Genomic DNA, 18,741 nt, shown 5'->3' with positions numbered 1-18,741 from the left:
CAGAACTCCTCGCTTGGCGACTTATCAATCCATGGGTTAAATAATCGCATGGCGGACACGGGCGGATATCCATTCCGAGACCAATACCGTGGCGAAGATCATGACAAAAATAACGCTGACCTGATTCCAGGCGAGCATGTTGATAGAGGCATTCAACTGAAGACCGATACCCCCTGCGCCCACCAGGCCAAGCACGGTGGATTCACGAATATTGATATCCCACCGATAAACGCTGATACCGGCAAACGCTGGCATGACCTGAGGCAGCACACCATAGTTCATGACCTGTAAACGGCTGGCACCGGTTGCGCTAATGGCCTCGACAGGCGTCGGGTGAATTTCCTCAATGGCCTCATAAAGAAGCTTGCCCACAAATCCAATAGAGCGCAGCGCAATGGCGATGATGCCCGCGAGGACGCCTGGGCCCAAAATCGTTACCAACAGCATGGCCCAAATCAGCGAGTTGATAGAGCGTGACGACACAATCACCATCAACGCCAGGCTGCGCACAAGAGGATGTGGAGTTGTGTTACGCGCGGCAAGAAACGCCACGGGAAACGCCATCACTATTCCCAGGGCGGTGCCCAGTGTGGCAATGTTCAGCGTATCCCACATGGGTTTCCACAGCACATTGGCGTATTCCCATTTGGGGGGCATCATCCGACTTAAAAGGTCACTGCCCTGGCGTCCTGCATCCTCGACAAACACCCACATGGTGTTGTCGGAAATCACCTTCCAGCAGAACAAGAACAGGCTAACCCCTACTAGCCATGCACTAAATTGCAGCCACTGAGCACGCGTGGTACGTAGCCGCCATACCGGTACCCCTTGCCGGGAGGTTGAAACAGGCATATAGATTCTCCGGAGATTACTGCGTCCAACGGCGGACGTGGCTTGAGCTGTATTCGCACAGCAGCACAATCGCGATGATGATCAACAAAATGGCGGCCGACGTATCGTACTCGTAGCGGCTCAGCGAGGTATTCAGCGTGGCGCCTATCCCGCCTGCACCCACAATGCCGATCACTGACGATTCACGAAAGTTGATATCCAAACGGTACATGGAAAGGCCAATCAAGCGCGGCATAACCTGGGGTTGAATGGCGTGATTCATGGTTTGCCACCAGCTGGCGCCGGTCGCTCTCACTGCCTCTACCTGGCGCCAATCCAGATCTTCCACATCTTCTGCCAACAGCTTGGCCATAAAGCCGATAGTCGCAAACGCCAGCGTAATCATCCCCGCCAGCGGGCCAAAGCCAAACATCACCACAAACAGGATCGCAATAATGATCTCTTGAAAGGTACGTGACACAGCAATGATGCTACGGCATACGAAATAAATAGGCAGCGGCGCAATGTTGCGTGCAGCGCCTAACCCCACAGGGATAGCGAGTGCTACGCCTATCACCGTGGAGGTGAGCGTCATGGTCAAACTCTCGACCAATCCATTGAGGATATCGTTGCCACGGCTAATAAAGTCGGGCTGCGCAAACGCGCTGATAAAACGCAGGCCACGGCTGGCGCCTTCTGCCACACGCGCCCAGTTCACCTCAACAGAGGCCAGCGCCAACACCAGGTAAGCCACCACACCCAAGGCAATAGCCCAGCGCAACCACTGGCTATGCACAAGGGGTAGCCGACGCCAATGTCCTTGGCGGGCCGCATTTTGGCGAGCTTCAAAGTATGCAGGGCTCTGCTCACTCATGGCGCTACCCCGGCCGCCATCTCGCCTGCGACAGAGCGACGCTCACAGGAAACGGCCTCACTGTCAGGCTCATCGGCAGGTTCAGGGGACGTATCCCAATCCTCTTCGCCATAAATGGTGGTAAGAATATCGCTGGTTAGCTCGTTCGGGTGACCATCAAACACGATCTGGCCAGCCCGCAGCCCCACAATACGGTCTGCAAACTGCTGGGCGAGCGCTACGTCATGAATATTGATAATCGTCGCCAGTTCGCGCTCGGCGCACAGCTCACGAATCAGGCGCATAATCTGGCGTGAGGTCTTGGGGTCCAGGCTAGCGGTTGGCTCATCTACCAGTAGCAGTTTAGGGCTTTGCAACAGTGCCCGGGCAATCCCCACTCGCTGGCGTTGGCCACCCGACAACGCATCGGCGCGCTTATCAATAGCGTGAGGCAGGCCTACTCGCTCAAGCAGACGAAAGGCTTCAGCGACAGCATCCTGCGGATAGCGCCGTAAAAAACTACGCCAGAAGCCCACGTAACCAAGCCGTCCGGAAAGCACGTTTTCCATCACTGTCAGACGGTCAACCAGCGCGTACTCCTGGAAAATCATACCCATTGAGCGACGCGCCTTACGCAAGCCACTACCAGAAAGCCTGGTAAGTTCTGTTCCTTCCAGGCGAATACTGCCCGACGTAGGCTCTACCAAGCGATTTACACAGCGAATCAGGGTACTTTTACCCGCTCCAGAGGGACCGATAAGCGCCATCACCTGGCCTTTAGGCAGGGTAAGTTCGATATCAGTAAGCGCACGGTCCCCGGTTGGATAGCGCTTGGTAACGCCGCTGAGTGTCAACATCGCTCTACCTCATCTACATAATGTAACGGCCAGAAGGGGTTAACCTTCTGGCCGAGTAACCGCAAAAGTAAGGGCTTACTTAGTCACATTCGTACGTCACACCGTTGGCATCGGCGATCGTGCGGATAACTGACCAGTTCTCTTTATAGGTGATCGGGATAAATTGCGCTTCTCCCGAATTGGCAAACTCAGCCTGTAGCGCAGAACCCTCCCAGTCGTAGCTGAAGAACGCCTCTTGGATCTGCTCAGCCAGCTCAGGCTTCAGGTTATGCGCCAAACCGTATGCTGTGGTGGGGAAGGTTTCTGAGGTGTAGATAATGTCGTAATCGCCTTCACTAACGACGCCCCGAGCCATCATGCGCGTACCAACGGAGTTAGCAATGGCTGCTGCGTCGTAATCTTTATTCACAACGCCCAGGATGGAGTTATCGTGGGAACCAGAAAACGCTGCCTCGAAGTCTTCCCCTGCTTCCATGCCATATTCAGAACGCAGCAGCGCAGAAGGCGCTCGGAAACCTGAGTTAGAGGTCTCAGAGGTAAACGCCAGCTGACGCCCTGCCAGGTCTTCAACCGACTCAATACCGCTGCCTGGGTAGGTGATGATTTCCATTTCATAGCCGTAGCTACCGTCATCGGCCGCCATAATGGTAAATGGGCGGAAGCCGCCGCAGTTCACCGCAACCGGTACACCACCGGTGTTAAAGCCCGCGACGTGCAGACGGCCAGCACGTAGCGCTTCTTGCTGTGCCGCGTTGGACTGAACCGGGAAGAACTGAACGTCTTTACCTGTGGCTTCGCTTAGGTGGTCCAAAAAGTCGGCCCAAACATCCGCATAAACGGCCGGGTCTTCAACCGGTGTATAAGCAAATACCAACGTATCGGGGTCAACCCACTGTGACTCATCCGTGGGTGCATCCGCTAGCATGTCACCGTCGTTATCGACATAACGCGCAGAGAGGTCTGCCGAGGCATTGACGGCAATCAGAGCAAAAGCACTGACAACAGCCGCGCTGATCAAAGTACGGGGTAGAGACACAGTATGCATACGTCACCTGGAATGTTGTTCGAAGATAGCGCTATCCTGCCGACGCTAGATGACAACACCGCGACACTTAAATGACCACTTGATGACGGCTTCAAAACACTTAATGCAGCTCTACCAATAGCCCCGCCTGCATGGCCACATCAAACAAGCGCAGCGGTGAGTGCAGCGGCGATGTTTTAGGCCCACGTATCAGTGCTTCATAGCCGTAAATAGATTGCTGGCTGGCATCCACGATGGGTTGAAACAACACGTGCAGATCTTCTGATTCAATAATACGGTTAAGCCATTGCGCTTCCTGGGCGGTCATATGCCTGCTGCCTTATCAAACGTCGTGATAGCTATTGAAAAAGACTCTTACAGGTTCGTGAAAGCACCTTATTAAACGGCTGAATGCCTCTTGTATTAGAGACGGTGTTAGAGACGACGTTAGAGGCGGTTTGCAAAGGCTTTTTACGAAGACTGTCTAGTTAGCAAGCGTGCGACTTTTTTATGACACTGGCGTGACAGTTAGCGCGCTAAAATAGCTTACGAGTGAAGGGTATTGGATGGACGAGCCTCAGGGAATAGCCTCTAAAGGGGACGTGCTTGATGTCATGGCGCCAAGCGTGAACGCAAGCGTCGATGCTGCAATCAGGCTTGCTGCATGTGCCTCGGAGCGTGCCAGCCTTGCATCCAGCAGACCGGACTCCGCCGCAGTAGCCTCAGTGATAGTGCCTACCCCGTTGCGATAAGCATCAAAGGCCGCGTCGTAAGTCACCGCTGCCGCTTCGGTCAACGCATCAGCGGCGTCAAAAGCTGCCAGTGAGGAGCGCAGTGCATCAGCAGCAACGACCATCTCGCGCATCGCCGTGTTGCGAATTTTCTCGAATGCCGCTTCGGCTGAAGCCGTGACAGAGACTGCCTGCTGGCGTTTGGCGGCAAGAAGGCCGCCATCATAGATAGGCATTGTCACCCCCAGGAACACCCCGGTGCCTGTGGTCTGGTTGCCAATACTGGGCAAATGACCAATGCTCAGATTTTTCTTGTTGGTTCCCGTGGCGGCGGCAACAAATACCCGGGGCATGAAGTCGGCATCGGCGGCACGCTCTGTCGCTTTGGCAGCTTGCAGCTCAGCATAGCTGGCCAGCACATCCGGCCGCTTGCTGAGTGCCGCCTCAATCGCAGAATCCACCGATGCCAACTCGTCAATACCCGGTAGCGGGCGATTCGACGCGCCGGCCACCTCGATCTGTGTCGTCGGCGAAGCGCCGAGAGCACTCAGCAACTCCTGATACTGATCGCGCAGCATACTCTGTGCCTGCACCATCCGCAGGTTAGATTGGGCGACAAGCTGGCGGGCTTGAGCAACAGCGATACTGGTGCCGGTGCCATTGGCGTAGCGGGACTCAGCCGCATCCTGCAGAAGGCGGTTGTTGACCAGCACCTCCTCAGCAATTGCCAGCCTGTCCTTGGCAGCACCGTACTGGTAATAGCTACGCGTCACGTTGTAGATCACCGCCTGGTGGGCACCATTGAAGTTGACGTTGGCCGCATAGGCATTGTGTCGGGCGGCATCGCTGAGCGCCTCGCGCCGACCAAAATCAAACACTAGCCACTGCAAAGCAAGGTTCGGCGCCACACCGCTGACGGTGGTATCGACATGGTGAGTGTCACCATCCAGCAACCCGCGATAAGGAATGCTGGTTTGCTGTCTGCCCGCAAACACATTGGCGGTCAGGATCGGCAGAAACGTGGCTTCCACCATTCCAGAGGCCAGCGCCAGCTGGCGCGCCTGTTCCCAGGCAACTCGGGTTGACGGGTTATGACGTTGCGCAAAGTCTATCAGCTCGGGTAACTGATACACCTTGCCCGGCTGTAGATCCTGTGACACCGGGTCTGGCAGCAAGCCGATATCAGTTGAACCTGACACGGAAAAATCGCCAGGCAGCGCGGACTGACCTTGAGGCACCCAGGGCGTGCTGGGGGAGGCGGAGGTATTCTTTAGCGCATCCGTTGCGCAGCCCTGCAGGCCCCCTATAGTGCCAAGAACAACGCCCAGAGCAATACAGGTTCTGAGCTTGGCTAATCTGGACACGCTAGCTTTTCTCAACATGCACAATCCGCTCTATCCGAGTGAGTTGCCGTTCTATATCACTATACGCGCCGTCGTCGAGGGGAGAGCCCTCGTAAGTCGAAGACGCCCTGTTACGTCGGTTTTCAAGCTCAGTGACCAGCTGTGACTTGAGTCGCTGCAGACGCTCTTTGATAGTGCCGTCATCCTGTTCTGCCATGTAAAGCTGGCTGGTGAGGTCATTGAGCTCTTCAACAATTCTTTCCACGCGCTTCAGTTCATCAGTGCTGGCACGCAGACGCGACGGCTCGAAAGGCACCATATCGAGCAGTTCTTCGGCCTGGCCCAGTGCAAAATATGCAGTAGATGCCGCTTGGGTGCGCAACTGTTGATCCTGCCTGGAAAGCGTACTGAGATCGCTCAAGGCATCCAGCACATCGTTGAGCTGCCGTGCCACCTGATTGATGACACTGCGCGGCCAGAACTGGGTAAAAATCACATAGATGACAAAAATACCCAGCAGGATGCCGTAGATACGGTTGCTGGCCTGGGAGATATCAAAGCTGGGACCAAATCCATTGAGGGTGGTCAGCAAGAAAGCCAAGGCGATCTGCACGCCGGCATAATAGATCCGCTCAGTACCTGATGACACCCAGGCACCGATCAGCACACCAAAGAATACCAGCCCCATCAGGCCACCGACGGAGCTCAGGTGCGGCATGATGAAAACCAACGAAAAAATCCCCATCGCTGCGCCAATCAGACAACCGACGATCCGCAACGTCAGCTTACGCAGTGTTTCCCCCGTAGTGCCGAGCGCGGCAACATAACAGGTGATCATCGCCGTATGAATGCCATCCCACTGCATGCCGGTATAAATCAAATAGCAGAGCACCGCTGCTGCTGATGTCTTTAGCGCATAGCGCTGATGTATCGGATTGGAAAATGCATCGGCAGCCAGCAAAGGTATTTTTCTCGGACGCGGTGGCTGTGCAGCCCCTCCATCCGGCTGTGACAAACCATGTAATGCGACATAAAGCGGCTGTAAGCCGGTTTCTGCCGCCTCCGGCGCAGCCTGTAGCACCGGGCACTTATCATTGGCGATAACATCCGCCGCTTGGCGTAACTCAACCGCCAAGTTACTCCTTGCTGCGCGGCTCAGGCTTTCAGGCAGGGCCTCAGCGATAATCAGGATGCGATAACTTGTCTCAGTGGCTCCGCTGAGCCAGCGAGAGCGTACCGTCGATATCAGGTGCAGCAGCTTGACGATCTGCATTTGCTGCAACGAGTCATCATTACCTTCGCTCACCAGAGTGTTGAAAGCCGTTGACGCTTGCTGTGTCTCGATGCGGTCTGCCGCACAGCGCAGTCTTTCGACAATCCGGTTACGCACCAGTGTTTGCGAAGGGGTGCCGAACAGCAGGTTAAAAAGGATCATCAAAAACATCGGCATGCAGGCCATTTTCCATGCCATGAGCAAGCCTTTGTCAGCGACCTCACCAACCGGCACCATGGTCACCAGCGTCATGATAAAGGCGATCACCAAGCCAACAATGGCCGCCTGCTCGCCCAGCGGAGTCGCTGAGCTGAGAAACAGAAAAATATACGAGGCGAAAAACATGACCGCTAGGCGCATGGCAGGGCTGTCGATGCTAACGTTGATGATCGGAATCATCAGAAGTACCACGGTTGATGCCATCAGAATCACGCCCAAGGCCATGATGCAGTTCTTTACGGCATCCTGCTTGGACAAAAAAATGATCAAATAGCAGCTGATCGAGGCCTCAGGTATTTTCAGCATCATGGCCGTTGCAGACACCAGAGCACACAGTAGCGCCACGCGCCAAGTCAGGCCAATCCTGCCAGGAAAGGGCTGGAGATCCGCCCACGCCTGGCGGGCGATTTTCCCCCACGGAGATTCAGCAGCCATCGTTTTGATGAACCGTTGCCACCGCCGATGCACCGACACGCATCAATTCCGCCGGTGGGTCATCCAGTCGGATGCGGACGGGAAAGCGCTGCTGAACTCTCACCCAATCAAGGGATTTTGGCACAATCGGCAGTGTTAACGGCAGGTCGATCAGGTCTTTCGAGGCCACGCCCCAGCCGATTCCCACCACTGTGCCTTTAATGGCACGGTCGCGGTTAGCCAGCGCATATACCGTGGCGCAGTCACCGACAGCGATATTGCCCAGCATGGTTTCGGTGAAGTTGGCCGAAGCATACCAGGTGTCCGTCTTGATCAGATTGAACTGGGACTGGGCAGGCAGCGCGTAGTCCCCCACAGAAACGGTCACTCCGACAACCCGGCCGTCAGCAGGCGCATAGACCCGAGTGCCGTCCAGCTCATGCTGGGCAATGTCCTGAGCTGCCTGGCGCGCTTCAATCAACGCCAGGGTTGCTTCATCATTACCCACCAGCGCCTCAGCGGCCTGACGCTGCTGAATCGCTTCCTGTAAGCTGATTTCGGCATTGCGTTTAACAGTGCGCGCATCGTGGATCTGCTGCTGAGAAACATAGCCCTTGGACTCCATCGGCAGCAGGCGGTCAAGGGTCTGGTTCGCCAGCGCCAGGTTTGTCGTGGCTCGATTGATCTGGGCCTCGGCAATTTCCGCATTGGCCTGCTCCGCGCGGATAGTTCGAGACTGATCGCCACTGGCCGCCGTTGCCATGGCCAGGTCGGCCTGTGTCTGTTTTAAGGCCAGCCGATAGGCAGTGTCATCAATTTCCAGCAAAAGATCGCCCTTGCGGACAAAGTCGTTTTCCTCAACATGCAAGGCCACGATGCGGCCCGCTACCGACGGAGCAATGTGGACAATATCGGCCCTCAGAGTGGCATCATCTGACAGCGGATTGGCGCGCGCATTCTCGTAGCTTTGGTAAGCCAGAACAGCAGCGCCAGCAATGATGGCAATGGCGATCACAGCCCCGATAATGGATGCTACCCGCTTGGAAACATGACCTTTCATGATTCAGCGTCCAAAAAAAAGATGAGAAGATAACAGGGTCATGGCCAGCGTCAGAGACAGATATACCAGAACACGCCATGGAATGATGTCATCGAGCTTCGTCACCACGAAAATGACACGGATAAAAATCGTTGTCACCACACCGATAAACAGCGAGATTAGCCAGTAAGGAAAGAAGCTACCAAACATGCCGACAGCCGGAGCGGCTGACAAGGCCGGAGTGGCGGCCATCAACAAAAGGATCGCCAGAAAGATTCTTTTCAGCAGCCGTTCTTTCCTGGCGGCGCCTGCTCTCAGCACCAGAGCCTCCTATTCATTGCAGTCTGCCCCTATCAAAATAGTGCCCAACAGGGCCTTTTACTTTTGTCCGATCTTGATGAGGCGATGCACCTGGTGCATGCCGTCCCCTAAGCATGCTTACTATGGCATGCGTGGTTCGCGGCTGTCTATGCCGCCGCCCGCGCTACACGCTATTCCAGCGACCAGCGCCATTGTTTGCCATGCACTGACGTCAGATAAGCCGCGCTCATCGCAAAGTATCCATGTCGCCAGGTACATGTCATCAGATAAAGGGAAGATCAGCAGACGGAGGAAAGATGACGTCTTTACCGTTTACGTCCAACTGGCGGATGTCCACCGGGCGGCCCTCGTCATCTAACGTCACAAGGCCAATACCGCTGGCGTTCCAAAGCCGCTCCCCCGCGCTTGCTCCGCTGGGGTCTCGCGGGTGGATACTCAGCTTGCGACGTTTGGTAAACCAGTTAAGCGGCGACCAGGGCGCGTAGAGCCACCGGTTAAGCCGATCAAAGGTATTTAGCAGCTGCACGGGGAAGGTGTTCTTGATGCCGCTGGAGGTCACCTGCCATAAATGTGGCGCACGCTTTTGGCGACGCACAATAATGTCGTAAGCAAACGAGTAGTGCACATCGCCAGAGAGAATCACGTAATTGCCCGGCGTTTTGGAATGACGCCAGATTTGCAGCAATGCATTGGCGGCGCCACGGTGGGCCATCCAGTTCTCGGCATCCACCACCAGCGGCTTGCCCGCCCAGGTGAACATCTTCTGAACGCCTTCAATCAGCTTTACCCCAAACATGGGGGCTGGCGAGACGATGACAGCGCTTTTGCAACCCAATAGCGCCTGCTGCATTTCCATCAGCGCTTCCCAATCCATTAAGCCGGACGGCTGTTGGGGGCTGCGCTCGCTACGCCAGCGGCGGGTGCGGGTATCCAAAACAATCAGGGCAGGCGTGCCGGGCACCTGAAACTCCCACCCTTGAAAACGCAGTAGCCGTTCGATCAATGCATCCTGCCTGGAGCACGAAAGCAGCCCTTGCTCACGGAACAATTCGGCCGCCTGCTCGACCAGCGGGTTAAGCTTATCCGGTGCATTGCCCCACCCCTGGCAGAGCAAATAGGCCACCAGCGCATTGCCAATAATGCGCTTTGAGAACGGATGGCCATACGCGCAGCGCTCCCAATCGGCGGTCAGGTTCCAGTCGTCGGTAACATCGTGGTCGTCAAAGATCATCAAGCTGGGCAAATGCGCCATTAACCGAGCGCACTGCGGTAACCCGGCCACAAAATCATCTAAAGCCGCCTGCTCCTCACGATAACGTTGGGCTACTTTATCGTTAAGGGCAGGCATCGCTGGGGCAATCATTTGCCAAGCAACCGGCGACCACACTAAACAATACATGGCGAGCATTTCCGCCAGTGTCATTAGATGATTGGAGGCGTTCGCCGAGGTAAACACCGGCTTTTTAACACCTCCGAAAAATCGCTCGCGTAGCGCCACGTTACTGGTGACATCGGGCAGCAGCGACTCGCGCTGGTAATAGCTATCAGGCGAGGCATAAAGCGCCTGGCTATCCTCCACCGTGGCGCCCTCCAGCCGCTCATCGACTAGCCCCAGGCGTTCAATAAGCGCATGCACCGCACGCAGCATGGGGCCTGCGACATCATCCACATACACCTGGTCGCCCGTCATTAACAACCATGCTGGCCACTCTTTCGGTGCTTGCTGCTTGTCCGCCAACCAGCTGTCGGCGCGCACTAACCCATCGGCGCTCGCATGGTGAGGCTTACGACACGAACCGTGCATCAACCGGTGATGGCGTGAGGCGATGACAAAGGCAGGGTAAGCGGCGCCTTCATGGCATAGCCAGGGCGCCCAATCGGGCAGCGCCTGCCACTCCCCCATCGTCGATTGAAGCCGCAGATCGTATTCGATACGTTCATCAGTGGGTAGCGCCTGCGGCAAGCGCAGATCAATCAAGTGAATAAACGCGTGCCGGCCGATAGGCAGGCACTGGTGATGGTTGCTTAAGCGAAAGCGCTGCTCATCGCTGCTGCCTGGGAAAAGCACCAGCGACATGTCAAGCGGGCGCGTTGCCACTAACCACAACACCAGGCGTGTGGGGCTAATGCGGCGCAATAGCGGGCCGACCAATACATCCGGCAACGCATCATCCATTGTCATTACATTTGTTCTCCCTTAGCCATGCGCCACCACCGGCAGTTCGACAGTGACCTCAAGCCCCCCGGCCTCTGCGCGCTGAAGGCGCATTTGGCCATGATAGAGCGTGACCAGGTCCGCCACGATGGCAAGACCCAAGCCACTTTGGGAGCGCTGCTCATCCAAGCGCTTGCCGCGCCCAAGTGCCTCCTGGCTCTCTTGTTGCGTCATCCCTGGGCCATCATCACTGACGCTCAACCAAAGCATCTGGTCGACGACCCACACCCTAAACGTCACTTCATGGTTTGCCCAGCGTAGTGCATTATCCAGCACGTTGCCGATAAGCTCCTGAATATCCTGGGCATCCAGGTGCACACGCGGGTAATTTTCCCAGATTTGATGCAGGGTAAGCATGCGACGCTGAGCCAGCCGACTCAGCCCGCTTAACAGCGGTGAAAGCGTGTCGTGCAGCGAAATTGGTGCAAAGCGGCCACCGTCACCTGCGGCAGATGCCCGTGCCAGGTGATGGCGAACGGCACTGTCCATTCGGGTTAACTCGGCTTCCCAAGCAGCGCGATGCGCGTCAGGCAACTGGTGGACCAGCAAGCGCATAACACTTAAGGGGGTTTTCAGGGCATGGGCCAAATTACCTGCCGTGTGACGGCCACGCTCAATCAGGCGCTGGTCGCGGGCCAGTACGGCGTTCATGGAAGCCGCAAGCGTAGCAAGCTCGTTAGGCAGGTCCGTTGTCATTTCTGCTGCGCGCCCCTGCTCAACGTCTTTTAAGTTGGCCTGCATACGCCGCAGCGGCGCAAGCCCCCAGCGCACCTGTAGGCCCAACACGCCTAACAGCAATGCTCCAAGACTGACCAAGCCCAGCCAGAGCAAGCGCTGGAACTCGCGTATATCGGCCTTCAGCTCGTCATCGCGGGCCGCTACGCTAATATGCAAAGGGGCTTCTAAAGGGGCCAGGTAAATATCTCGCTCGACGGTACGCAGTGATTGCCCACGTGGGCCGGGCAACGAGCGCGCGCTCACCTCTTCGTTATCGATGACCGGCAGGCGTTGATCCCACAGCGAGCGCGAGGTGATCGTGTGCACCTGTTGATCGGTAATTTGCCAGTACCAGCCGGAGAAGACCTGGTCAAAAAGTGGGTCCCCAAGAGCGCGGTCATAGCGCAACTGCTCACTTAGCGGGTCAACGGAAACGCCTGCAATAATCACGTTCAGCGTTGCTTCAAGGCGCTCATCAAACGCCTCGGTCGCCGCGTTTCGGTAATGGTGCGAGAGCAGCATTCCAGCGAGCGGCAAGGCCACCCCGATCATGACTAAAACGGCCAGCAGCAGGCGAAGGCTAATCGAGCGACCTGACCAGCGCGTTCGCCAAGAAGGCGTTACGTTGCTCATTCGCCGCCAGGCACTTCTGCCAAGAGCCGGTAACCCTGCCCACGCAGGGTGGCAAACCGCCAGGCCCCCAGCTTGCGACGTAGTCGGCTGATTTGCACATCAATCACGTTTGAGTCGGGCTCATGGTCGCGGTCGTAAACGTGTTCAGAAAGCTCGCTTCGGCTGACGACCCTGGGAGCGGCATGCATCAGGTAGCCGAGCAGACGTGTCTCCTGGGCAGTCAAGCTTACCGGGCGGCCCGCCAGGCTTACGTGCTGCGTATGAGTATCCAGGCTGAGTTCACCTACTTTGAGTACCGGATGAGCATGGCCGTGGGTACGCCGCACTAGTGCCCGTAGCCGAAACAACACCTCACCCGGCTCGAAAGGCTTGGTAACGTAGTCATCTGCGCCTGCGGTAAAGCCCGCCGCTTTATCCGCCCAGCGCTCTCGAGCGGTCAGAATCAGCACAGGCAGATCAATGCCGTCTTCACGCCAGGCAGCCAGCCAACGCGTGCCGTCACCATCGGGCAAACCTACATCAAGTATTACCGTATCGTAGGTTTCGGTACGCACCAAAAAGTCGGCCTCTTGGCCATTTTCGGCATGCTCAACGACCCAGTCACCGTCACGCAGCGCTTGACTCAGCTCGCGGGCAATCGCCTGATCATCTTCTACCAGCAAACACTTCATGGCGTCATACCTTGTGGGCGGCGCATCTCATTGATACGCACGCCCTCTATTTTCATTAACCGACCATTGTGACCATCAAATTCAAACTCAACCACCTGGCCTTGTGGACCCAGCAGCTTGATTTCATACTCTACCAGACCCTGCTCGCGCTCTACCTCCACTTCCAGCACGTCTCCCAGATAGTTCGCTTCCAGCCAGTCTAAAATGGTTTCCAAGGGCACCACCTCCCCGCGGCGCACTTCACTGTGCAGCGTTTCCCAGTGCTGATCACCCACAGCGCTGCCTATCAATATGGCAGCCAGCAGCGCCCCGCCCATCCACTTGGCAGAGGAGTGGAAGCAGTAAAAGAGTCGGTGCGTGAATCGATGGCGGAGTGACTTCATTGGACTAGAATGCCAGAAGCAACATGAACGCTAGATGAATGGATTGTTCAGCTTGGGGAAATAACCGAAGTGCTATAAATCCTCTGTCGCATTCGCTGAGTGATCTATATCAGACCACATTCATCGGGCAATGCCATTCATTAAGCAAAGAAGGAATTTGATATGAACGTCATGCAAAAAATGCTGTTGATACCCGCCTCTGCTCTGCTACTCACCGCGGCAGCAGGCAGCGCTCAAGCAGACGCGCTGTCCATGGATCGGGTTGACGAGGTGCTGGTACCTGCCGTCGATTATGGATTCACCCACTATGAAGAGATCAGCATTAAAAGCCGTGGACGCGCAGAAGTAGAAGGCTGGCTGGATGATGAGTGGTACGCCGACGTTGAATTTTCACTGGATAATGGCGAAACCCTGAAAGAAGAGCGTAAACGCTTAATTACCGGCGCGTGGGGAATGAGTGAAGAGGACGTACGCCAGGCGTTGGAAGTGGCGCGAAAAGAGGGCATGAGCGAACTTGAGGATATCGACATCGATAAGGGCGGCGTTATTGATATCGAAGGCCGGGATGAGAATGGCCGCGAGCTGGAAATAAGCCTGCGTCAAGGCTCTTACGAGATTACTGAAATTGACCGCGATTAATAACTGCTAGCGGTAGCACCCTATCGCTGGCTATGTGTTATCACACGGTGCGGGCCCTACGGGGCCCGCTTGTGTTTTTACCACTATCTAGCGACAGTTTTGGCAAGGGGAGAACATCGTGGAACTGATAACGTGGAAGCAAGAAGGCATCGCGCAGAGAAAATCGAAGAGATGACAGCGCCGGGGGTGGCCCAAATAGCGCATGATTTGGCGTGGCTGATAACAGCGCCCGATCTGGTCACGCTCCCGCCGCCCATGCCAAACGGTGGCCGCCCGACGTGTCAGGAGTTGGGCCTGGCCACAGGCACTGCTGACTGGCTACAGCAAATAACGCCGCTACTCGCAGGCGTTAACCGCCAACAGACAGGCCGCATGGGGCACTACCACGAGCGGCTGTGGCATCTCCTGCTGGATAACGCGCCTAATACGCGGCTACTCGCCAAAAATGTGCGCATCTTTAAAAAGCGCACGACGCTTGGCGAGCTGGATATGCTTTACCGCACCCGCGATAACCCGGCGCCCGTGCATCTGGAAGTGGCGATCAAGTTTTATTTGGGCCTGCCTGAAGGCCCCGGCCCGGCCGACAGCCCAAGCCGCTGGATCGGTCCTGGTGGGCTGGATAGCCTGGCGCTAAAATGCGCTCATTTATGCCAGCACCAACTGCCGCGCTCCATAACGCCCGGGGCACTGGCCACGCTTGCTCACTGGCTAACACCCCGCGACATCGCCACCTGCTCGTCCACGGTAGAAGAGCTTCTTACTCATCGTCTCGCCATGCCGGGCGTCTTGTTTTACCCGTGGCATGCGGCGCTGCCTTCCCCCCAGGGCGCTACGCCGAACCATCACCGCGGCATGTGGTGTTTTTTGCGTGACTGGCCTGCGCTGCGCGATAGCCTGGGTGCGTCGTTACGCATGGTCTGGTTACGAAAACCGCACTGGCTAGCACCGCCCAGAGCGGAAGATTTTCAACCAGTGGCCGCCGTAATGCCTGGCATTGAGCGACTCATCGAACAATACGGGCCCCAGCAAATAATGCTCTACCTGCCCCACCAGCAGCGCATTGAACGAGTATTCATAGTGCCCAACGACTGGCCCCGCCAAGTACCCATTGCCCCCAGAGCAAGGTAGCGCACGCATAAAAAAGCCGCTTACTGATCACAGTAAACGGCGTTTTGATGACGTTCTGTTTCAACCAATACCCGGACAAAATCAGGCGCTAGATCACGACCAGGTTATCGCGGTGAATCAGTTCATGGGCTTCTACGTAGCCCAAAATAGCCTCAATTTGGTGGCTCGGCTGACCTGCCAACAGGCGTGCTTCATCCACGCCGTAATTGACCAGCCCTTTGGCAACCGGCGTGCCCTGCTCATCAACACACACCACCATATCGCCCCGCTTGAACGTGCCTTTTACACCCCGCACTCCCACCGGCAACAGGCTGGAGCCTTTTTCGCGCAGGACTTTTACCGCCCCGGCATCCAGCATCAGCGTACCACGCACTTGAAGTTGCCCCGCCAGCCAGCGCTTACGCGCCGCCATCGGTGCCTGCTCCGGATGCAGTAGCGTTCCCAACGCTTCACCACTGATAAGCCGGGTAATGACGCCTGGCTGGCGACCACTGGCAATCACTGTAACGGCGCCTGAACGTGCGGCAAGTTTGGCGGCACGTACCTTGGTACTCATGCCACCCCGCCCCAGCGCCCCGCCGCTGCCCGCCACCGCTGCCAAGCGCGGGTCATCTGCACGCCCTTCGGCGATCATCTGGGCATTGGGGTTATGGCGTGGATCGGCATCGAACAGGCCTTCCTGGTCGGTAAGCAGCAGTAACGCGTCCGCTTCCAGCAGGTTGGCTACCAACGCGCCCAGCGTATCGTTATCGCCAAAACGTATTTCGTCGGTCACCACCGTATCGTTTTCGTTGATGACCGGCACCACGCGCATTTCCACCAGCGTGCGCAGGGCCGACAACGCATTGAGGTAGCGTTTGCGGTTGGAAAGGTCGTCATGAGTGAGCAGAATTTGCGCAGTGAGCATGTCGTGGCGAGCAAAATGTTGCTCATAGCACTGAGTAAGGCCGTTCTGGCCCACTGCCGCGGCGGCCTGCAGCTCATGCACCGCGCTCGGGCGTGCTTGCCAGCCTAACCGCACCATGCCTGCTGCCACGGCGCCCGAGGAGACCAGCACCACCTCAACACCCTGTTGATGAAGCTCGGCAATCTGGTCAACCCAGCCGCCAATAGCGGCTTCATCCAGGCCACGACCATCGTTGGTCAGCAGTGCGCTGCCGATTTTCACTACCACACGGCGCGCACGGCTTAACGCTTCGCGGCCCATCCCCTGCTCATGACTCTCCATCCGTTTCTACCTTATCAGGCACATTATTAACACTATTCAGCAACGCTATTCAGCGATGATATCCGACAACAATATTCAACGTCGGCCATTACTGACAGGCTGAGCATGCCTGCCGGTTTCGGCCGTTAGGGCGCGTACTCGATCTCAACGTCGTAATCATCATCATCGAAGTCATCGTCGTCGGCTTCTTCAGCAGGCCGCTTACGGCGACGCCCCAGACGCTCTTCGATACGGGCGACCGACTCATCTTCCATGCGGCGGCGCATTTCCTGCTCGCGGGCCAGCGCCTCTTCGTCTTCGTTCTCAAGGCGACGCTGCTCGGTCAGCCAGCGGTACGCGGCCTGAACCAGCTTGTCCGTGCCTTCATTGCTAATCGCCGAGATACGGAACACCGGGCCTTCCCAGCCAAGCGCGTCAATGATCGCCTGGGCGCGTTCTTCGCGCTCCTCTTCCGGCAGCAGATCAAACTTGTTCAACACCAGCCAGCGCGGGCGCTCGGAAAGCGCCGGAGAGAACTGGCCAAGCTCATGCACGATCGCTTGAGCGGTTTCCACCGGGTCAGACTCATCAAAGGGCGCCACGTCGACTACATGAAATAGCAGTCGCGTGCGGGTCAGGTGCTTAAGAAAGCGCAGCCCCAGGCCCGCACCGTCAGAGGCACCTTCGATCAACCCCGGCACGTCCGCCATCACAAAGTGCTCGTGCATACCCAGCTTCACAACACCCAGGTTAGGCACCAGCGTGGTAAACGGGTAGTTGGCTACTTTAGGTTTGGCCGCCGATACCGAGCGAATCAGGGTGGATTTGCCGGCATTGGGCATGCCCAACAGGCCAACATCCGCCATTACCTTCATTTCCAAACGCAAGTTGCGACGGTCGCCTTCGGTACCTGGCGTGGTGCGCCGCGGTGCACGGTTAGTGGATGACTTGAAGTGGATGTTACCCAAACCACGTCGACCACCTTCCGCGACCAGTACCACCTGGCCAATTTCGGTGACATCCGCGATGACTTCCAGCGTATCAACGTCCACAACGGTGGTGCCTACCGGCACCTTAACGTGCAGATCTTCACCGGCTTTACCGCTCATCTGGCGGCCCATGCCACCTTGGCCGTTTTCAGCCTTGTAAAAACGCTGAAACTTGAAGTCGACCAGCGTATTGAGCGCATCGTCACCGATCAGGTAAACGCACCCCCCGTGCCCACCGTCACCACCATCGGGGCCACCTTTGGGCACATATTTTTCGCGGCGAAAGCTCAGACAGCCATTGCCGCCATTTCCCGCCTCAACAATAATCGAGGCTTCATCGACGAACTGCATAGTTTCTCCCGGCCGCTTCCGCCGCCCTATATGCAACGCTCCTGCCTCCATTCATTGGGCAAGAGGGTTTAAACAGACAAAAAAGCCCCGCCATAGCGGGGCTTTTTTTCATTAACTACGTTCTACGCAACCAGAGTTGCTTATTCAGAAACGATGCTAACGAATTTGCGGTTTTTCGGGCCTTTGGTCTCAAACTTCACAAAGCCTTCGTTCAGTGCGAACAAAGTGTGATCACGACCTAGACCAACGCCAGTACCCGCGTGGAAACGCGTGCCGCGCTGACGAACGATGATGCTACCTGCGTTCGCTGCTTGGCCACCGAAAAGCTTAACACCTAGGCGTTTGGATTCGGAATCGCGACCGTTACGCGTGGAGCCGGCTGCCTTTTTATGTGCCATTGCAAAATTCTCCTTTCAGGGAATGAACCGCTTACGCGGAAATTCCGGTAATTTTGACTTCAGTGAACCACTGGCGGTGGCCCTGACGCTTCATGCTGTGCTTACGGCGACGGAATTTAATGATCGTCACCTTGTCACCGCGGCCGTGGGAAACGATTTCAGCGGAAACCTTGGCGCCACTCAACAGCGGTGCACCAATGTTTACGTCGTCGCCGTCTGCAACCAGCAGCACTTCATCAAACTCAATCGTTTCGCCGGTAGCGACTTCGATTTTCTCGAGTTTAAGGGTCTGACCTTCTTGAACGCGGTACTGCTTGCCACCGCTTTTGATAATTGCGTACATGTCGCTCTCCGGACTTATCGGTAATGCCGTTATGCGTTGCATAACCAGCGCTCATCGCCTGACGCTCTTATTGACCTGCTGCGAGTGGCGCCCCTTTTGGAGCCATCTGACAGGGAGCATGATGAGTGGGTCGCGGATTATAACGACAATCGCCTTCTACCA

General features: G+C 56.6%; 18 protein-coding genes and 1 pseudogene. 2 read left to right on the top strand and 17 right to left on the bottom strand.

Features of this window, described 5'->3' with window-relative positions:
- Positions 1-36: 36 nt before the first annotated feature.
- From phnE (ACT3RU_RS09935) to ACT3RU_RS09875, 13 genes and pseudogenes are all read right to left on the bottom strand, one after another.
- The gene (gene phnE / locus ACT3RU_RS09935; RefSeq protein WP_192527362.1) at positions 37-852 is read right to left on the bottom strand and encodes a phosphonate ABC transporter, permease protein PhnE; all 816 of its coding nucleotides are present in this window, start codon (positions 850-852) and stop codon (positions 37-39) included.
- A 16-nt stretch (positions 853-868) separates the two neighbouring features.
- Positions 869-1,705, bottom strand: a complete 837-nt coding sequence (gene phnE, locus ACT3RU_RS09930; RefSeq protein ID WP_192527361.1) for a phosphonate ABC transporter, permease protein PhnE — start codon at positions 1,703-1,705, stop codon at positions 869-871.
- Entirely contained in the window at positions 1,702-2,541 is an 840-nt protein-coding gene (gene phnC / locus ACT3RU_RS09925) for a phosphonate ABC transporter ATP-binding protein (protein ID WP_192527360.1), read from the bottom strand. Before phnC ends, phnE (ACT3RU_RS09930) begins: the two co-directional genes overlap by 4 nt.
- Before the next feature lie 79 nt (positions 2,542-2,620).
- Positions 2,621-3,586 (bottom strand): phosphate/phosphite/phosphonate ABC transporter substrate-binding protein, encoded by a 966-nt coding sequence (gene phnD, locus ACT3RU_RS09920; RefSeq protein ID WP_483392665.1) that lies wholly within the window; start codon positions 3,584-3,586, stop codon positions 2,621-2,623.
- A gap of 106 nt (positions 3,587-3,692) precedes the next feature.
- A pseudogene (locus ACT3RU_RS09915) lies at positions 3,693-3,893 on the bottom strand (EAL domain-containing protein); the annotation flags it as partial.
- Between the two features lie 249 nt (positions 3,894-4,142).
- A complete protein-coding gene (locus ACT3RU_RS09910; RefSeq protein WP_192527358.1) occupies positions 4,143-5,678 on the bottom strand; it encodes a TolC family protein in 1,536 nt (511 codons plus the stop codon).
- Positions 5,662-7,566 (bottom strand): FUSC family protein, encoded by a 1,905-nt coding sequence (locus ACT3RU_RS09905; RefSeq protein ID WP_192527357.1) that lies wholly within the window; start codon positions 7,564-7,566, stop codon positions 5,662-5,664. Before ACT3RU_RS09905 ends, ACT3RU_RS09910 begins: the two co-directional genes overlap by 17 nt.
- A complete protein-coding gene (mdtN, locus tag ACT3RU_RS09900) occupies positions 7,556-8,605 on the bottom strand; it encodes a multidrug transporter subunit MdtN (RefSeq protein ID WP_192527356.1) in 1,050 nt (349 codons plus the stop codon). Before mdtN ends, ACT3RU_RS09905 begins: the two co-directional genes overlap by 11 nt.
- Positions 8,606-8,608: 3 nt before the next feature.
- On the bottom strand, positions 8,609-8,905 hold the full coding sequence (locus ACT3RU_RS09895) for a YtcA family lipoprotein (protein ID WP_192527355.1): 297 nt from the start codon (positions 8,903-8,905) through the stop codon (positions 8,609-8,611).
- A gap of 262 nt (positions 8,906-9,167) precedes the next feature.
- Entirely contained in the window at positions 9,168-11,087 is a 1,920-nt protein-coding gene (locus tag ACT3RU_RS09890) for an alkaline phosphatase D family protein (protein ID WP_192527354.1), read from the bottom strand.
- Positions 11,088-11,102: 15 nt separating this feature from the next.
- Positions 11,103-12,470 (bottom strand): sensor histidine kinase, encoded by a 1,368-nt coding sequence (locus ACT3RU_RS09885; RefSeq protein ID WP_192527353.1) that lies wholly within the window; start codon positions 12,468-12,470, stop codon positions 11,103-11,105.
- Positions 12,467-13,141, bottom strand: coding sequence for a response regulator transcription factor (locus ACT3RU_RS09880; RefSeq protein WP_087108798.1), 675 nt, complete (start codon positions 13,139-13,141; stop codon positions 12,467-12,469). The genes ACT3RU_RS09885 and ACT3RU_RS09880 overlap by 4 nt, the downstream gene beginning before the upstream one ends.
- Positions 13,138-13,458, bottom strand: coding sequence for a PepSY domain-containing protein (locus tag ACT3RU_RS09875; protein WP_225733790.1), 321 nt, complete (start codon positions 13,456-13,458; stop codon positions 13,138-13,140). Before ACT3RU_RS09875 ends, ACT3RU_RS09880 begins: the two co-directional genes overlap by 4 nt.
- 228 nt (positions 13,459-13,686) lie before the next feature.
- On the opposite strand from ACT3RU_RS09875, the gene ACT3RU_RS09870 reads away from it, so the two are divergent.
- A complete protein-coding gene (locus tag ACT3RU_RS09870) occupies positions 13,687-14,163 on the top strand; it encodes a PepSY domain-containing protein (RefSeq protein ID WP_192527351.1) in 477 nt (158 codons plus the stop codon).
- A 171-nt stretch (positions 14,164-14,334) separates the two neighbouring features.
- On the top strand, positions 14,335-15,291 hold the full coding sequence (locus tag ACT3RU_RS09865; protein WP_192527381.1) for a DUF1853 family protein: 957 nt from the start codon (positions 14,335-14,337) through the stop codon (positions 15,289-15,291).
- An 88-nt stretch (positions 15,292-15,379) separates the two neighbouring features.
- Here ACT3RU_RS09865 and proB read toward each other — a convergent pair whose 3' ends face one another.
- The 4 genes from proB to rplU form a co-directional block, all read right to left on the bottom strand.
- A complete protein-coding gene (proB, locus tag ACT3RU_RS09860) occupies positions 15,380-16,519 on the bottom strand; it encodes a glutamate 5-kinase (RefSeq protein WP_192527350.1) in 1,140 nt (379 codons plus the stop codon).
- A 125-nt stretch (positions 16,520-16,644) separates the two neighbouring features.
- The gene (gene cgtA, locus ACT3RU_RS09855) at positions 16,645-17,838 is read right to left on the bottom strand and encodes an Obg family GTPase CgtA (RefSeq protein ID WP_192527349.1); all 1,194 of its coding nucleotides are present in this window, start codon (positions 17,836-17,838) and stop codon (positions 16,645-16,647) included.
- A 140-nt stretch (positions 17,839-17,978) separates the two neighbouring features.
- Positions 17,979-18,236 carry a 50S ribosomal protein L27 gene (rpmA, locus tag ACT3RU_RS09850; RefSeq protein WP_018917617.1) on the bottom strand — a complete coding sequence of 86 codons (258 nt, stop codon included), beginning with the start codon at positions 18,234-18,236 and terminating at the stop codon, positions 17,979-17,981.
- A gap of 31 nt (positions 18,237-18,267) precedes the next feature.
- Positions 18,268-18,579 (bottom strand): 50S ribosomal protein L21, encoded by a 312-nt coding sequence (gene rplU / locus ACT3RU_RS09845; RefSeq protein ID WP_087108812.1) that lies wholly within the window; start codon positions 18,577-18,579, stop codon positions 18,268-18,270.
- Between the last annotated feature and the right edge of the window lie 162 nt (positions 18,580-18,741).

It is taken from the genome of Halomonas sp. TP35 (assembly GCF_052375975.1).
GTDB classification, from domain to species: domain Bacteria; phylum Pseudomonadota; class Gammaproteobacteria; order Pseudomonadales; family Halomonadaceae; genus Vreelandella; species Vreelandella citrativorans.
This window is presented reverse-complemented; position numbering and strand designations above follow the sequence as displayed.